The sequence below is a fragment of the Bradyrhizobium iriomotense genome, assembly GCF_030160715.1.
GTDB classification, from domain to species: Bacteria; Pseudomonadota; Alphaproteobacteria; order Rhizobiales; family Xanthobacteraceae; genus Bradyrhizobium; species Bradyrhizobium iriomotense.
The window spans coordinates 1-15,216 of the sequence record NZ_BSOW01000031.1 but is presented as its reverse complement, the minus strand read 5'-3'; the positions used below and the strand labels follow the sequence as shown (position 1 = coordinate 15,216).

Annotated in this window: 16 protein-coding genes and 1 pseudogene; 6 read left to right on the top strand and 11 right to left on the bottom strand. The window is 64.5% G+C overall.

Going from position 1 to position 15,216, the window contains the following annotated elements; all coding sequences use genetic code 11:
* The first annotated feature begins 210 nt into the window (after window positions 1-210).
* A complete protein-coding gene (locus tag QQL28_RS34175) occupies window positions 211-396 on the top strand; it encodes a hypothetical protein (protein ID WP_284272749.1) in 186 nt (61 codons plus the stop codon).
* On the opposite strand, the gene QQL28_RS34170 is transcribed toward QQL28_RS34175, so the two are convergent.
* The 3 genes from QQL28_RS34170 to QQL28_RS34160 form a co-directional block, all read right to left on the bottom strand.
* Window positions 368-769: a VOC family protein gene (locus QQL28_RS34170; protein WP_284272747.1), complete on the bottom strand. Its 402-nt coding sequence runs from the start codon at window positions 767-769 to the stop codon at window positions 368-370. The genes QQL28_RS34175 and QQL28_RS34170 overlap by 29 nt on opposite strands.
* A gap of 99 nt (window positions 770-868) precedes the next feature.
* Window positions 869-1,552 carry a hypothetical protein gene (locus QQL28_RS34165; RefSeq protein WP_284272745.1) on the bottom strand — a complete coding sequence of 228 codons (684 nt, stop codon included), beginning with the start codon at window positions 1,550-1,552 and terminating at the stop codon, window positions 869-871.
* 168 nt (window positions 1,553-1,720) lie between these two features.
* Window positions 1,721-3,088, bottom strand: a complete 1,368-nt coding sequence (locus QQL28_RS34160; protein WP_284272945.1) for an aminotransferase-like domain-containing protein — start codon at window positions 3,086-3,088, stop codon at window positions 1,721-1,723.
* A 184-nt stretch (window positions 3,089-3,272) separates the two neighbouring features.
* Here QQL28_RS34160 and QQL28_RS34155 point away from each other — a divergent pair, with 184 nt between their 5' ends.
* Together QQL28_RS34155 and QQL28_RS34150 are read left to right on the top strand one after the other, a co-directional pair.
* Window positions 3,273-4,133, top strand: coding sequence for a DMT family transporter (locus QQL28_RS34155; RefSeq protein WP_284272744.1), 861 nt, complete (start codon window positions 3,273-3,275; stop codon window positions 4,131-4,133).
* Window positions 4,134-4,342: 209 nt separating this feature from the next.
* Window positions 4,343-5,473 (top strand): mandelate racemase/muconate lactonizing enzyme family protein, encoded by a 1,131-nt coding sequence (locus QQL28_RS34150; protein WP_284272742.1) that lies wholly within the window; start codon window positions 4,343-4,345, stop codon window positions 5,471-5,473.
* 18 nt (window positions 5,474-5,491) lie between these two features.
* Here QQL28_RS34150 and QQL28_RS34145 read toward each other — a convergent pair whose 3' ends face one another.
* From QQL28_RS34145 to QQL28_RS34130, 4 genes are all read right to left on the bottom strand, one after another.
* Window positions 5,492-6,706: an EAL domain-containing response regulator gene (locus QQL28_RS34145; RefSeq protein ID WP_284272740.1), complete on the bottom strand. Its 1,215-nt coding sequence runs from the start codon at window positions 6,704-6,706 to the stop codon at window positions 5,492-5,494.
* Window positions 6,707-6,992: 286 nt separating this feature from the next.
* The gene (locus QQL28_RS34140) at window positions 6,993-7,409 is read right to left on the bottom strand and encodes a P-loop NTPase family protein (RefSeq protein WP_431309691.1); all 417 of its coding nucleotides are present in this window, start codon (window positions 7,407-7,409) and stop codon (window positions 6,993-6,995) included.
* 182 nt (window positions 7,410-7,591) lie between these two features.
* Complete coding sequence (locus QQL28_RS34135) at window positions 7,592-8,923, bottom strand: MFS transporter (RefSeq protein ID WP_284272736.1); 1,332 nt, start codon at window positions 8,921-8,923, stop codon at window positions 7,592-7,594.
* 315 nt (window positions 8,924-9,238) lie between these two features.
* Window positions 9,239-10,402 (bottom strand): hypothetical protein, encoded by a 1,164-nt coding sequence (locus QQL28_RS34130; protein WP_284272734.1) that lies wholly within the window; start codon window positions 10,400-10,402, stop codon window positions 9,239-9,241.
* A gap of 339 nt (window positions 10,403-10,741) precedes the next feature.
* Between QQL28_RS34130 and QQL28_RS34125 the strand changes: the two genes are divergently transcribed.
* Window positions 10,742-11,356 carry a LuxR C-terminal-related transcriptional regulator gene (locus QQL28_RS34125; protein WP_284272732.1) on the top strand — a complete coding sequence of 205 codons (615 nt, stop codon included), beginning with the start codon at window positions 10,742-10,744 and terminating at the stop codon, window positions 11,354-11,356.
* Between the two features lie 33 nt (window positions 11,357-11,389).
* Here the strand turns inward: QQL28_RS34125 and QQL28_RS34120 are convergent, their stop codons facing one another.
* The 4 genes from QQL28_RS34120 to QQL28_RS34105 form a co-directional block, all read right to left on the bottom strand.
* Window positions 11,390-11,638 carry a hypothetical protein gene (locus tag QQL28_RS34120; protein ID WP_284272730.1) on the bottom strand — a complete coding sequence of 83 codons (249 nt, stop codon included), beginning with the start codon at window positions 11,636-11,638 and terminating at the stop codon, window positions 11,390-11,392.
* Window positions 11,639-11,735: 97 nt separating this feature from the next.
* Window positions 11,736-12,110, bottom strand: a complete 375-nt coding sequence (locus QQL28_RS34115; RefSeq protein WP_284272728.1) for an Hpt domain-containing protein — start codon at window positions 12,108-12,110, stop codon at window positions 11,736-11,738.
* A gap of 90 nt (window positions 12,111-12,200) precedes the next feature.
* Window positions 12,201-12,908: a Crp/Fnr family transcriptional regulator gene (locus QQL28_RS34110; protein ID WP_284272727.1), complete on the bottom strand. Its 708-nt coding sequence runs from the start codon at window positions 12,906-12,908 to the stop codon at window positions 12,201-12,203.
* 192 nt (window positions 12,909-13,100) lie between these two features.
* Window positions 13,101-13,781, bottom strand: a complete 681-nt coding sequence (locus QQL28_RS34105; protein ID WP_348522541.1) for a Crp/Fnr family transcriptional regulator — start codon at window positions 13,779-13,781, stop codon at window positions 13,101-13,103.
* Between the two features lie 122 nt (window positions 13,782-13,903).
* Here QQL28_RS34105 and QQL28_RS34100 point away from each other — a divergent pair.
* Both QQL28_RS34100 and QQL28_RS34095 read left to right on the top strand, forming a co-directional pair.
* A pseudogene (locus QQL28_RS34100) lies at window positions 13,904-14,225 on the top strand (response regulator).
* A gap of 438 nt (window positions 14,226-14,663) precedes the next feature.
* A partial coding sequence (locus QQL28_RS34095) for an Hpt domain-containing protein (protein WP_284272723.1) occupies window positions 14,664-15,216 on the top strand: 553 nt, incomplete at its 3' end.

Here is a 15,216-nt window from a genome sequence, read left to right as displayed (position 1 = left end):
GAGATATGCTCGGTGCCCGATGTCGAAAAAGCAGCGTGTGGTCAGGACGGTGCGTGAGATCGCGGCATATTGCCTCGTCACGCGGTTCGACACCCAATGATCGGAAGACGGTTTCATTGGTCGCCCCGCGTCTTCAACGCAGGCCGCATCACGACGGCGCTTGATCATGCCGCTGGACGCGGCAGTACCGCGGCCGCCTTCGATCGGATCATGGAAAAGATGAAGGCCGTAGACCGTCTCCAGATCCTGATCAATGCGGGCGGCGACCAGAAGGATAATCTGGCAAAACTGGACGTCGCGTTTCGCGACCGTCGCGAAGCGGCCTCCTGCCTACGGCAAGCGTTTAGCTGCGGCAATATCTTCGCTCCTACGGACGCAAGCTCTGCGGTGGCATGAGCCGCGACGGCCAGCCGATCCGGACCAGGGTTTCGTCGGGGTCGGACAGCGCGAACTCGTACATTCCCCACGGCTTGTGCTCCGGCCCTCGCTTTTCGGTCAATTCCCCCGCAAACTCTCGCGCCAGCACGTCGACCTCCTCCGTATAGAGGTAGAGCCCGAAAGGATTGCGTCCCCGGATCAGCCATCCGTCCACGGCCCTGGTCAGATGAAGCTGCCCGCCTTTTCGATCGCCGAGAATGCGATAGTCGTCATCACCGTCCTTCGGCCTGTCGCCGTCCACGCGCGTGAAGCCAAGCCGCTCGTAGAAGCGCTCGGAGGCGTCAAGATCGTTGCAAGGAAGGATGGCGGTCAGCGCGTGCGGTGGCGACATGCGACGCTCTCTCTTGAGCTCCAAGGCATGCCAACGATCATCGGACGATCTTGGCGCAATCGCGACGCGGCCACTCACGATCGCGACAAGACCCGATCCTCACGTCCTGAAGTCGAGGTTGGTCGGCTCGTCCGGATAGGCCGGCGAAGCGCCCGTCAGCGGAGTCTCCTTGCCGACGACCTTGAACTCGATATCGGCGATCCAGGCCTGTCCTGTGCCATCCAGGAGGACACCGAACGCGATGTTCCGGCTGTCCCTGGCAACATCCAGGACGACCGCGTATTTCGTCCAGCCGGTGGTCGCGCGGATGGGCCTGTCCTGCATATTGTCGATCACGATCGTTTTCTCGGCGCCATCGACGCGCATCCAGAGGCCGGCCCAGCCTTGGACATTTGCGGTCTTGACGAATGCGGTCACCTGGAGGCGGGCGCCGCGATATTTGTCCGACTTGAAGACCTGCGTGAGACTGCCAAATCCTCGCGGCGGTCTGCGCGATTTGATGTAGCCGCTGGCCTTGCCATGGTATTGCGTCTGGTCATCGACGCCCATTTCATAGTCGATGAAGGAATCGCCGAACGCGAACCAGCCGTTGGGCAGCCGTGGATCGCGCGCCTTCACGGCTTCGTCCAGGTCGTCGGATGCCTTCAGGATCTGATGCGTTTCCGCATTGATCTTTCGCGCCTCGGCGATCGTCTTCGGCAGGAGGAAAACCTGGTTGATGAGCGCGACCAGCGCGCCCGTCGACAAGACCGTCACCAGGAGACGAATGATTCCAGCGGGCATCGTCGAGATCCCTGCGATTTACGCTCCGGTATCCCGCTGAATATGCAAGAGCGCCGGCGCGCGCGAAGCGAACAAGCTCAGGATCTACCCTCGTAGGGCAGCATAGGTTGCGAGAGAACTGTTGAGCAACCGGTATTTCGGTAGATGCTGCGGCAATATCGGCGAGTCCTACTGACGCATCTTCGAGCCGAGCGCGCGTCGCATCATGTCCCACATCCGCGGCTCGGTCGATTGCGCGACGTTGAAGCGCAGGAAGCTTGAGGCCGTCTGCGACACGCTGAAAACGTTGCCCGGCGCGAGCACGACGTCCTCGGCCAGGGCCGCGCGCGCAACGTCCGTCGAATCCAGTCCGTCAGGCAGACGGCACCACAGGAAGAATCCGCCGCGCGGCATCAGCCACGGCTCGAGGCCCAATGCCGCCAGCTTCCTCCCCAAGTCGCGCCGGGTGCGCGCGAGCTTTTGCCTGAGTTCATCCATGTGCTTGCGATAGCCGCCACCCGCCAGCACATTCGCAATCACTTCGGTCGCAACCGGGCTCGGGCCGCCGAAGCTGGTTGCGACCTGGAGATCGACGAGATGCTCGATCCAGTCGGGCCGTGCAGCGATATAGCCGCAGCGCACCGAAGCCGACAGCGTCTTGGAAAAGCTGCCGATGCGGATGACGTTGGTGAGGCCGTCGAGCGCGGCGAGGCGCGGGGAGCGCTCGGGCTCGAGATCGGCAAAGATGTCGTCCTCGATGATCGCCAGCTCATGTGCAGCGGCGGCGCGGAGCACGCGATGCGCGGTTTGCAGCGACAGCGTCGCGCCGGTCGGGTTGTGGAGCGCGGAATTGGTGATGTAGAGGCGCGGCCGCTCCGCGGCGAGGATTTTTTCGAAACGCGCGACGTCCGGGCCCGACGGCGTGTAGGGCACGCCCACGATCTTCACCTGATGCGCGCGCAGCAGCGCGCGAAAGTTGAAGTAGCAGGGATCATCGACCAGCACCGTGTCGCCGGGCCGCAGCAGGAAGCGGCAGACGAGGTCGGTGGCTTGCGTGCCCGAGCCCGTGAGCAGGAGCTGGTCGATCGAAGCCTCGACGCCATCCTCGGCAAAGCGCGCCAGCAAGTACCGGCGCAGTGCAAGCGAGCCGCGCGTAGAGCCATAGTCGGCAAGCAGGCTGTCATCGCTGCGGGCGAGCGCGCGAAAGGCGCGGCGCAAGGCCGCCTCCGGCATCCAGTCCGCCGGCAGCCAGCCACAGCCGGGCTTGAGCACGGCTGCATCGGCATCGAGCGATTGCCGCGAGACCCAGAACGGATCGACCGCGCGGTCGCGGCGCGGCTCGACGTCGGCGAGCGCGAGCGGCGGCATCGTGGTCGCCGCGACATAGAAACCCGAGCCGCGACGCGCCCGGATCAATCCTTCGGCGGCCAGGCGATCATAGGCTTCCACCACGGTGGAGGGCGAAACGGCCATGGTCGCGGCGAGCTTGCGGATCGAGGGCAGGCGGTCGCCGGGGCCAAGCGCGCGGCCTGCGACCTTGGCGCGGATCGCGCTCATCACGTCCGTGGTGCGCGCCCCGCCGCGGCCTCTGGTTTGCGTCGTTTCGTCCAAGGGATCGTCCAAGGGATCGTCCAAGTGTGTGGGCTTCCATACCGATACAGTTTGGCCAGATTGTATGGGATTGTCGCTGGTTTTGCCACCGCCCAGGGGCCAGGGTCCTTGATGAGGAAAGCGAGGCGACATGCAAGCGGCCGGCAATGGATGGGGGAATGGTCTTCTGGGCGTCGTCATCTTCAGCGGCTCGCTGCCGGCGACGCGCGTCGCGGTCGACGGCTTTTCCGCAACCTTCCTGACCTCGGCGCGCGCGGTGATCGCAGCGCTGCTGGGCGCGGCCCTGCTGGCCCTGCTTCGTCAGGCGCGGCCCGCGCGCAAGGATATTGCCTCGCTCGCCATCGTTTCGCTGGGGGTCGTGATCGGCTTCCCGCTACTGACCGCGCTGGCGCTGAAGCACATCACCTCGGCGCATTCGATCGTCTTCGTCGGCCTGTTGCCTTTGGCGACCGCCGTCTTCGCCGTGCTGCGCGGCGGCGAGCGGCCGCGCCCTCTGTTCTGGCTGTTCTCGATCCTCGGCAGCACGACGGTTGCGGGTTTTGCGCTGTCTGGCGGCGGCGCGGGCTCGCTCACCGGCGATCTCCTGATGGTGGCCGCGATCCTGCTCTGCGGCCTCGGCTATGCCGAAGGCGCGACGCTCTCGCGCCGGCTCGGCGGCTGGCAGGTCATCTCATGGGCACTCATCCTCGCGCTGCCGCTGATGCTGCCCGTCGCGATCATGTCCTTGCCGCCAACATGGGAGGGCATCGCGCTGCCAGCCTGGGTCGGCCTTGCCTACGTCTCCGTCTTCAGCATGTTCGTCGGCTTCGTGTTCTGGTACCGCGGCCTTGCGATCGGCGGCATCGCTCGCATCGGCCAGCTGCAACAGCTTCAACCCTTCTTCGGCCTCGCGCTGGCCGGCCTCGTCCTGCACGAGCCAGTCGCGTGGACGATGGTGGCTGCAACCGCGCTGGTGGTAGTCTGCGTCGCGTTTGCCCGGCGGTTTGCGTAAGGCTGCCGCCTCACCCTTGTCCCATCACCGTCCGCGTCGGCGCGCACCCTGCAAAACTCTTGCTCGATGGGTTCAGCAGAGCGAAACCCACCACTCCTTTTTCGACGATGATGGGTTTCGCGAAGAGCTAACCCATCCTTGTGCTACAACGGCTGGGACGCGGACCAACCTCAAGAACACTGAACAAGAACATCGGAAGTGAGGAGCGCATGGCCAGGATCGTATCCGTCGAAGTGATGCAGGCGGACCTCAAGCCCAAGGTCAAACGCACCGACGCGGTGCAGAGTTTCGAGCTGCAGGAGACGCCGATGGTCCGCATCACCGATGCCGATGGCGCCATCGGCGTGGGTTACGCCTACACCATCGGAACCGGCGGCTCTTCAGTCTGCAAGCTGATCGACGACCATCTCGCCCCCGTCCTGATCGGTCGCGAGGCCGAAGAGATCGAGGGGCTGTGGCGCGCACTTTTCTTTCGCGTCCACGCCACGGCCGTTGGTGCCATCACCTCGATCGCGCTCGCCGCCATCGACACGGCACTCTGGGACCTGCGTGCCCGCAAGGCGGGCCTGCCGCTCCATCGTCTCGCTGGCGGCGCCAAGAGCGGGATCGACCTCTACTACACCGAGGGCGGCTGGCTTCATATGGACGAGGCCGAGCTCGTCGACGAAGCTGTGCAGGCGAAGGAGCGCGGCTTCGGCGGGACCAAGGTCAAGGTCGGCCGCCCACACGTGGCAGAAGACGTGAAGCGTCTCTCGGCTGTGCGCGACAAGGTCGGCCGAGGCTGGGAGATCATGACCGACGCCAACCAGGGCTTCTCGCTCGACGAGGCCATTCGTCGTGCGCGTCACTACGAGACACTCGACGTCGCCTGGTTCGAGGAGCCGATTCATGCTGACGACGTAGGCGGCCACCGCCGCATCGCGCAATCGACGACGGTGCCCATCGCGGTGGGCGAGTCGATGTACTCGCTATCGCAATTCAAGGACTATCTCGAAGCCGGCGCATGCTCGATCGTGCAGGTCGACGTCGGCCGTATCGGCGGTATCACGCCATGGCTCAAGGTTGCGCATATGGCCGAGGCCTTCAATGTGCCGGTGTGCCCGCACTTCCTGATGGAGATCCATCTCGGCCTGTGCTGCGCCGTACCCAACAGCCGCTGGCTCGAATATATCCCGCAGCTCGATCTCGTGACGTCCTCGCCAATCCGCATCGAGAACGGCAAGGCGATCCCCTCCGATCAGCCGGGTCTCGGCATCGCCTGGGACTGGCAAGCGCTGGACCGGAGCATCGTCCACCGTCGCAGCCATGGCGCCGCACCGTCGCTCAGGGGCGGGGCCTGACATGCGGCTTCCGCCGCCTCACCCCTGTCCCATCACGGTCCTTGTGAGCGCGCTCCTCGCAAATTTCTTCAGCGGCATCGGCTTGCCGAACAGGTAGCCCTGTACGAGGTCAAAGCCGATCTCGTTGGCGGCGACGAGGTCGGCGCGGGTCTCAACGCCTTCGGCGACGCTGCGCGCGCCGTAATCCCGGGCGAGCTCGACGATGTGGCGGCACACGTTGCGCTTCAGGGCATCATTGCTGCTGCTGGTGACGAAGTGGCGGTCGGCCTTGAGCTTGACGAAGGGAAAGCGGTCGAGGCCCATCAGCTCCGGCCAGTTGGTGCCAATGTTGTCGATCGCGAGCCCGATGTTGTGAAAGCGCACCTCGGAGGCGACGTCGAGCAGCAGGTCGAGATCGCGGATCACTTCGGAGCTCTCGATCTCGATCGTCAGCCCGCCGAAGGCGGGATGCGCGGGCATGCGCCGGCAGAGATCGCGCACGGCTTGCGGCTCGCACAGGAACGACCCCGGCAGGTTGATCGAGAGATCGACCGGGCTCTGCCGCTCCACGAGATAGTGCCAGTCCTGCAACACGCGTTCGATCACGAACTCGGACAATTCGCGGAAGTGCGGATCGTGCTCTTCGGGAATGAAATAGGCCGGCGGCACCACGCCCCAGGTCGGGTGCCGCATCCGCACCAGCGCCTCGGCGCCGCAGCGGATCAGCGTGCGCGCATCGATCTTCGGCTGGTACCAGAGCTCGAGCCAGCCCGCATGCAGGGCTTCGCCGACATGCACGGCCGGACTCGGCGCCGGCTCGTCCGGCAGCAGCGTTGCGATGCGGTCGCGCAGCGTCTCGGCGGCAAAGGGCGTCGTCAGCGGCGGCAGCATGGCAAGCCCATATTCCTCGCCGACCTGCTGCACCGCCTTGACGATGATCGACTCGCGCGCGCCGACGGCCAGCACCTTGCCGCCAAACTCCTCGCGCACCAGCGTCTCCAGGAATTTGCCCGGCTCGATGCCGTCGGCGGCGATGCCGAGCAGGATCAGGTCCGGCAGCTCTGCGGCGAGCACGCCTTGCAGCTCGTCGGCATTGCCGCATTCGCTGGTGACGAAGCCGAGATCCTCCAGCACCTCGCTCATGAAGGCACGCAGGTGCCGCTTGCCGTCCGCCACGCAGGCGCGCGGCGTCACTTTCCGCCGTCCGAAGGTTACAGTCTTCCGTCCGGCGAGCTCGCCCAGCCCTTCGTCCATCGCACACCTCTCCCCGTTCCGTGACAGCTTCATAACGGCGGGTGAGGCTTCAAATGTGGAGAGCTTCAGCTTCATTGTTGAATTATTTGGGTAACGTTAAAGCCCTCATCATATGTAAAATTGTACGGATCCTGTTGAAGGAGATTTCACACTCGCAACTCTGGCGAGCATGCGGTGCTGCAATCGTTGCGATATCCGCCGCGCCGTGCACGCGAAGCGGCAACTCGCCTGACCCAGCGATCAGGCGACACCGCGCGCGATGTCGCCTCATTCGATAACGCCGGTATCAGTTGCCGGCAGCCTTGTCGTGCCGCGCCATGCCGACCGCCTTATAGTCGTAGGTCGGATAGAACTCGGTGCGGTAAGGCCCCCATGCGCTGTCCTCGATGATGCGGTTGACCTCGCGCAGCCGCGAAGCCGGCAGGCGCAGCGTGACCACCTGGCCGACGCCCATCATCACGTACCAGCTGACCACCTCGACGCCCGCTGGCGGGAAGGATTTGTAGTAGCCCTGCTTTTCGAGCTGGGCATTCAGCTCGTTCAGCGGGCGCGACTGGTCGTGCTTGAGGAACACCGTGAGCATGACGGCATTGTCGGCAGTCGGCGCGGCGCTCTCCGGCGGCGGCGCAGTCTGCGCAATGGCCGCGGACTTGATTGCCAAAGCGCCGGCCAGCAATGCAGCCATCGTCAACGTCGCTCTCATAGATCTCATTTGCGAGGTCCTTCTCCTACGTGATCCGTCACTCTGAGGTGCTCGCGAAGCGAGCCTCGAAGGGCGACGGCCCGGCTGCAGCGGGGCCGTTCATCCTTCGAGGCTCGACTTGCGGTGCGTGCACCGCAAGTCTCGCACCTCCGGATGACGGGACTTATATCTTCGTTATCGCCTCAGCCCGCCCTGTATTCGCCAGAAATGTTCTTGCCGGTGTAGTCGGTCATCGCCGCGGTCGCGATCAGGCTGATCACGGCGCACAGCGCGACATAGGCGGCGATCGCGGTCGCCGACTGGAAGGTACCGAACAGCCAGGCTGCGATCAGCGGCGCCGGTCCGCCGGCGATCACCGAGGCGAGCTGATAGCCGAGCGAGGCGCCGCTGTAGCGCAGCCGGCCGGTGAAACTTTCGGCGATCAGCGCGGCCTGCGGGCCGTACATCATGTCATGCGGGATCAGCGACAGGATGATGGCGAGGAAGATGATCGGCTCCGATCCGGTGCCGAGCATGCGGAAATAGATGAAGCCGAACACGCCGGTCACGGCCGCGCCGATCATGTACATGGTCTTGCGCCCGATGCGGTCGGACAGATGCCCGAACAGCGGGATCGAGACGAAGGACAGCACCGAGGCGGCAAGCACCGCGGTGAGCAGGAAGTCGCGCGAGACGTTCAGCGTCTTGATGCCGTAGGCGAATATGAAGGCGGTGAAGATGTAGAACGGCGCCTGCTCGGCCATCCGCGCGAAGGCCGACAGCAGGATCTCCTTCGGATGCTCCTTGATCACTTGCAGCATCGGCGTGCGCTCGACTTTTCGCTCGGCGACCAGCTTCGAGAACACCGGCGTTTCCATGATGCCGAGCCGGATGTAGAGGCCTACGCCCACCAGGACGAGGCTCAGCGCAAAGGGCACGCGCCAGCCCCAGGACAAGAACTGCTCGCCGGACATCTGGCTGAAGGCGAGCACGGCGAGGTTTGCCAGGAACAGCCCGCAGGGCACGCCGAATTGCGGCCAGGAGGCAATCAGGCCGCGCGAGTGATCGTTGCGTGCCCATTCCATCGACATCAGCACCGAGCCGCCCCATTCGCCGCCGACGCCCACGCCCTGGATGAAGCGCAGCACCGTCAGGAGGACCGCGCCCCAGATCCCGATGCTCTCATAGGTCGGGACCAGCGCCACCGCGAAGGTGGCGAGCCCCATCAGCAAAAGCGTCGCGATCAGCGTCGATTTGCGGCCGATACGGTCGCCATAATGGCCGAAAATGGCCGCGCCGACGGGACGGGCGACGAAGCCGACGGCGTAGATTGCGAAGGCCTCGAGCGTGCCGACCCACGGATCGGAATGCGGAAAGAACAGTTTTGCGAAAACGAGGCCGGTGACGGTCGAGTAGAGGAAGAAATCGTACCACTCGATGGCGGTGCCGATGGTGGAGGCGATCACGGCACGGCGCAGCTGAATCTGGTGCTCGCTGTCGGGCAGCGAGACCGGGTCGACATGGGACAGGGTCATGGCGGAAGCCCTTCCTTTGAGGTCGCCCCCCTCCTTTGTATGGGGTTGTTTTGCGAAAAAACTTCCGAGCCGGGGTGAGGGTTCCATGACCGTCACGTCTGGCGGCGGCTGTCCGCCCAGGGCAAGTGTGAACTACATCACATGCGTCTTCGCGCGCCTCCGCTATTGATGCAGGCAATCGGTGGTGGGCCGTCCAATGGATCGCAGCGATGACGACGCAGCGTATGATGGCATGGTGGTTCTGGTTCGTGCTGTCGGGACGATTTCTCGACCGCTTCCTCAGCCTGCCGCCCGCTCGGCGGGACTAGCCACAATTTAGGTTTGCCCGATCAGCTTCCGGAACGCCGCCGCGCCGTCCTGCATGGCGTCGCGACCCTTCCAGGCGAGATAGGTCAGCTTGCCCGCGAGCGAGTCATGGTTGCGCAGGCGGCGCGAGCCGAGGATGTGGCCGACATTGGCCGGGAAGCGGCTGACCTCGGCGGCAACGAGCTCGGCGATCGCGTCCATCAATTGCTGGAGGCGGATGCCCCACTCGGATGGCTCGATCTCGTCGATGCGGACCTTGAGCGCATATTCGGTGTCATAGATATCGGCGAGCAGGTCGCGCGCGATCAGCACCCGGTTGTGCTTGAGCGCGACCCGGAGTGCCAGGCGCTTGTCGTCGAGCCGGTCGAGCACCATCGGAACCGTGATGGCATAGGGCGTGGCCGCGATATCGGCCGCGGTTTTGGTCGGCGCGGCCTTGGTGGCGAGGCGGATCAGCTGCCAGGGCGTCTTCAGCCGCAGCGCCACCAGCGCCAGCGCAAAGGGCAGGGCCTCGGGACTGGTCTTCCTGAAGGCGTCGAGTCGCGTGGTGATTTGCGTCACCTGGCCGTCGTCGAAGTTCGAGATTTTCTCGGGCAGCTTCTCGTTGAACTTCGCCAGCGCGGCGTTCGCGCGCAGGACCTGCAGCATCTTGGTCACGTCGTCGAAGGCGAAGCGCGAGGCGGTGTATTGCCCGAGCTTGGCGCGGGCGAGTTCGGTGCCGTCGGGCGAGGCGAGCGTGTTCTCGAGGACCTTGACGACCTTGATCTGGAACGCGGTCGCGGTCTTCTGCACGTCCTTCGGGTTATTGGCGGCGACGTGGTCGTTGATCGCCTTGATGTAGTCGCGCGCCATGGTCGGCAGCAGGTCGCGGCAGATCCACTCCCAGATCGGCGTCAGCGTGTTGCGCGAGATCCGCCCCATATTGGCGTGCTCGGGCGCGCCGTCCATCAGAAGCAGCTCGAGCGGCGCGAAAAAGGAGCGCGATGGATTGGTGGCGCGCGCCTGACTCGAGCCGTCCTTGCGGAATTCGGCGCGCAGCTTCGACTGGATGTCGGCCGAGCCCGGCATGTCGATGCCGCACAGCTCCAGCCGCTCAAGCTCGCTGAGCAGACAGCTCCGCGACAGCGGCGTGAGCCGCTGCAGGAATTCCCAGAGCTGATTGACCTCGTTCATGGCACGCAATTTTCCGCAACTTTTCCGGAACTGGCACTGGTTCGTCGCGTGGAGGCATTTGCGCGCTCTCAACTGTGCTCCAGAGAAGCAAGTCACTGTTAATTAATTGGTAAAGTCGTACGGCACGGCCGTGCACTGCCAGCCCTGACGTTAAGGCGGGTTTCCAGGGATGCCTGAGATTTGGGCAGGTTTTGCAACCGACGCGCGGTCCGCTGGGCACCACAGCAAGCATGACTTGTGCCGCCGCCCGGGATTTAGCGCAAAACCGCCAAAATCACCGTAGTCTTACGGAACAGAAAGTTAACCACGATTCGCCCCGGGTTCCGCTAAACGAATCACATGGTGCATCAGAATGATCCGGTCGCTGATTCGCGATCGTCGGCTTGGTACGAAAGCAGCACTTCTCCGCACGAAGAGCTCGATCCCGCCCGATTGAACGCCGTCCGTGCCAAGGCTTCCGAGGAGACCGCCACTGCGATCGCCCGCGAGCTGAACGGCCCCCTGACCGCCCTTCTCCTCTACATGGGCGAGATCAAGCATCACAGTGACCAGCTTTCGCCGATCGCCGCCGATCGCGCCTATTTGCAGCGCGTGGTCGAGAATGCGCTGGCGCAGACCGAGCGCGTCTGCGCGCTGGTCAAGCAACTCGGCGGCGGGCCGCGGAACGGAGCGTCGGGGATCGACGACAGCGAGGCGAAGGCCGGACGCGCGCCGCTCGCCTTGCGCGCGGCCGGCAGCGAACTCTCCGGCTCGCATGGCTCGAAGCGGTTGACCAGGCGCGAACGCGAGGTGCTGCGGCTGATCAGCGAAGGCTATTCGAACAAGCAGGGCGCGCTGCGAATGCAGATCAGCCCGCGGACCTTCGAGAGCCATCGCGCGGAGGCGATGCGCAAGCTCGGCGCGCGCAACACCGCGGATCTGGTCCGCGCGGCGCTCCTGCATTCGATCGATTGAGGCGGGCTGTGACGGGTCGGCTGCCGGGTCGTCTCAGTAATAGTCGTCCGCGAAGGGGCGCAGGCGCGAGCCCGGACGCAGCGGCTTTATCTCGTCCTTCGGCGCGGTCGGGATGATCGTGATGGTCCAGCGCTGCGGGATGCTCGATTCCTGTTCCAGCACGGAGCGCACGAAGCCGGTCACCGTCTCCTCGCCCGATTTCACCGTCGCCATGCGGCCGTTGAACTGAGCGATGCGGAAGCGGCGGACTTCCTTCTGGTCCGCGGTTTCATAGGTGAACATGGAAACCCTCCTGGTCTCGCGCGACTATCGCCATCTATGATTAGCCATCGGTGAAAATCCCAAGCCGTAGAAGTACGGCGGGGTTTTTCGCGGGGGATCAGGCGTCCTCGTCGCGCGCCGCGGCGTAGGCTTTCGCCATTGCGTCCAGCAGCTTGCGATAGGAGGCGTCGTCGAGCGCCGTCGCGTTTTGCTCGAGCTGCTGGGCGAGCGCTGCGAGCCACTGATAGCCGAAGGTGCGCGCCGCGCTCTTCAGCGAGTGGGCTTCGCGCTCGATCCGAGCGCGCTGCTGCGCGAGCGGGAGATCGCCGAACAGCTTCAGGCGCGCATCGGTCTCGCTCCAGAACACGGCGCGGACCTCGCCGGCTCCGTCCGCTCCGATCTCGCGCGCCAGCGCCTGGAATGCACGGGGATCCCATGCCGGCTCGGCGGCGAGGGAAGGTTCGGCAGACAGCAGGGCGGCAGCTTCGCGCATGAGGCGGTTCTAGCGGCTGAATGTCTACGCCGTGTAAATTTCATGCCTGGCGACACCACGGATGATCGGGCGGCGGCTGCGGGCAGCGGATCATCGCGATCCAAGCAGCCGGTCGTACTGGGCCTTCACCGTGGCGTAGCATTCGCACGCGGTCTGGCGCAGCCCGTCGAGATTGTTGATCTGGATGTGGCCGCGGCTGTAGTGGATGAAATTGGCCTGTTGCAGCGTGTTGGCGACCAGCGAGACACTATTGCGCCGCGCGCCGATCATCTGAGCGAGGTTTTCCTGGGTCAGCAGCAGCCTGACATCGCCCGACAGGTCGTGGATCTGCAACAGGCATCGCGACAGCCGCGACTCCACGGGATGGGCGGCGTTGCAGCCGGCGGTCTGCTGGACCTGCGCATAGACTGCAAGCCCGTGGCGCGTCAGCATGGTCCTTAAGGAGGAACTCTGATCGGCCGCCGCGCGCAACCGGTCGAGATCCATCACCGAGGCCGTGCCGCCGATGAGCACCACCGCGCGGTTCAGCGCGCTCGCATCGCCCATCGCCGAAAATGTTCCGAGCAGGCTGTCGCGGCCGATCATGGCGACCTGCACATGCTCGCCCTTAGCGAGTTCCACGACCAGCGAGATCACCCCGCGATGAAGGAAGTACGCGCGCTTGAGCGTTTCGCCCGCCTCCACCAGCACGGCCTCATGGGGCAGATCGGTGATGCGTAGGTGCGGGCGGATTAAATCATAATCGTCCGCCGACAGCGCAGACAGGAAACCATTGGATGGACGCACCATCGTTTCCATAACTGCCTCCCGTCTTTCCCAGCCGGCGAAGCGCCGACCCGCATTCGCCATCCCTCGCACGGGTCTATGGCGCGCATCATGTGCCTTCCGGGATATGTTGGCAATTGGGCATATAGCGTCCTGCACGCCGCGCGCGGCTTGTGCACGTCGGCATGCACATCGCGTTGCGTCAGCACGACGCACCCTGCCGGCTCACGGAGCGGATACCAGCAGCCGTGCATAGACATTTTTCACCGCGCCGTAACACGCACAGCATGTTGCCTCCAACGCATGGGAGTCCGTGATTTCGATGTGGCCGCGGCTGTAGCGGATGATGCCGGCCCGCTGTAGCGAATGCGCCACCAGCGAGATCGCGTTGCGTCGAACGCCGATCATTTGCGCCAGCAGCTCCTGTGTCAGTGGAACGGTTCCGCTGTCGCAGAGGTCGCGGGCGCGCAGCAGCCAGCGCGCAACTCTGGCCTCGACCGGGTGCAGCGTGTTGCAGAGCACGGATTGTTGCGCGTGGGCCAGCAGCGCCTGTTCGTGCCGGACCATCAGGCGACGAAAGTTCGGCCTTCTGTCGGCGATGTCCCGAAACGCGATGCAGTCCAGGCTCACGGCTGTGCCCGGAAACAGCACGACCGCGTCCGCCAGCGCAGTACAGCCGGCCAGTGCCGCGGCGCTGCCGACGACACCGTCGCGGCCCAGCGTCGCCACCTCGATCGTCTGACCGTCTGCGAGGTTGACCGTCATCGAGACCGCGCCGCCAAGCGGAAAGTAGACCTGCTTCGGCCGAACTCCGTCCACGCCCAGGGACATCTCCCTGATCAGCTCGACGGTCGCAAGATGAGGCTCCAGCAGCTTGAAGTCTGCTGCATCGAGCGTCCTGAGCAATTGATTGGGCGGGCGACCGCTTGCAGTCATGCGAAATCAATCCGGCGCTGCGGTTCGTCGTCACGCCGCGCGCTGCGTATCGTGGCGCTGTTGCACGGCTGATCTCCACAATACAATATAAGTTGTGTATTGGTCTATATACACGTTGGAGGACAGGCGCCTCGCGCGGAATAATTTTCGGGACGATCGCCGAGAGCGCTGAAGTCGGGCTCGCGCCCTCGAGCACGGACGATTTGGCCTGATTATCGTCGACGTCTTCATGCCGCACATGCGCGGCTTCAAATCGATCCGCATCTCCTGCGAAGCGCACCGGGCATTCCGCTGATCGCGATGTCCGGCTGCCTGCGCAAGCCGTTCACGCCGGCGGCGCTGCTTGCTGTCATCAATGAGCGCCTGTCGGAAGACCACGCCGGCAAATCCCTGCCGGTCGCGCGATTGGGTTAGCGCGGACTCGCTCGATGCGCTCTTCGGGTAAGGGTCTGTTTACCGCAAACGGCCTCCGCATGCATCGCGGTCGGGGCAGCAATCGTCGGCCTTACCGGAGATGACGGATGCGGATGATTTGATTCAATCCGCGCGGCGCCGGCATAGCGCCTTTCACCGCCGAGGCTTTCTTTTGCGGGGTGTCCCGCGACGCGCGGCGCGCCGACTGTTTGCGTCATTGCCAGCGACGCCTGCGCCCGATTTGCCGAACGTTGCCAGGGCGCAGCGCCAAACGACAAAGTTGTCTTCAATATCCGTATTAGCACGGAGGTCGAAATTAACGCGGCCGTGAAATGCGATGTCTAACGATTGAGGAGAGACGTTGCGTCGATGTCGAGAAGGCGGAGCCGTTGTTGCAACGACACCCTCCGCTGAAGTCCAGGTTGGTAAGGCGTATCCATGGATGATCTGTTGCGGGAGTTTTTGACGGAGACCAGCGAGAGCCTGGACACCGTCGACAATCAGCTGGTGAAGTTCGAGCAGGAGCCGAACAACGCCAAGATCCTGGATAACATCTTCCGCCTCGTTCATACGATCAAGGGCACTTGCGGCTTTCTGGGATTGCCGCGGCTCGAAGCGCTGGCGCATGCCGGCGAGACCCTGATGGGCAAATTCCGCGACGGCATGCCGGTCACCGCCGAGGCGGTGACGGTGATCCTGTCGTCGATCGACCGCATCAAGGAGATTCTGGCTGGGCTCGAGGCGACCGAAGCCGAGCCCGAGGGCGCCGACCGCGACCTCATCGACAAGTTGGAAGCGATGGTCGAGCAGGGCATGGCGGCAATGGCAGCGGGTAGTGCTCCCGTGGCCGACGCGCCGCCGCTCGCGCCGGAAGCCCCGGCCGCGGCTGCGCCGGCACCCGCAAAAGAGATGACCCAGGGCACGCTGATCGAGCAGACGCTGGAGCGCCCGTTGCGTCCGGGCGAGGTGTCGCTCGACGAGCTCGAGCGCG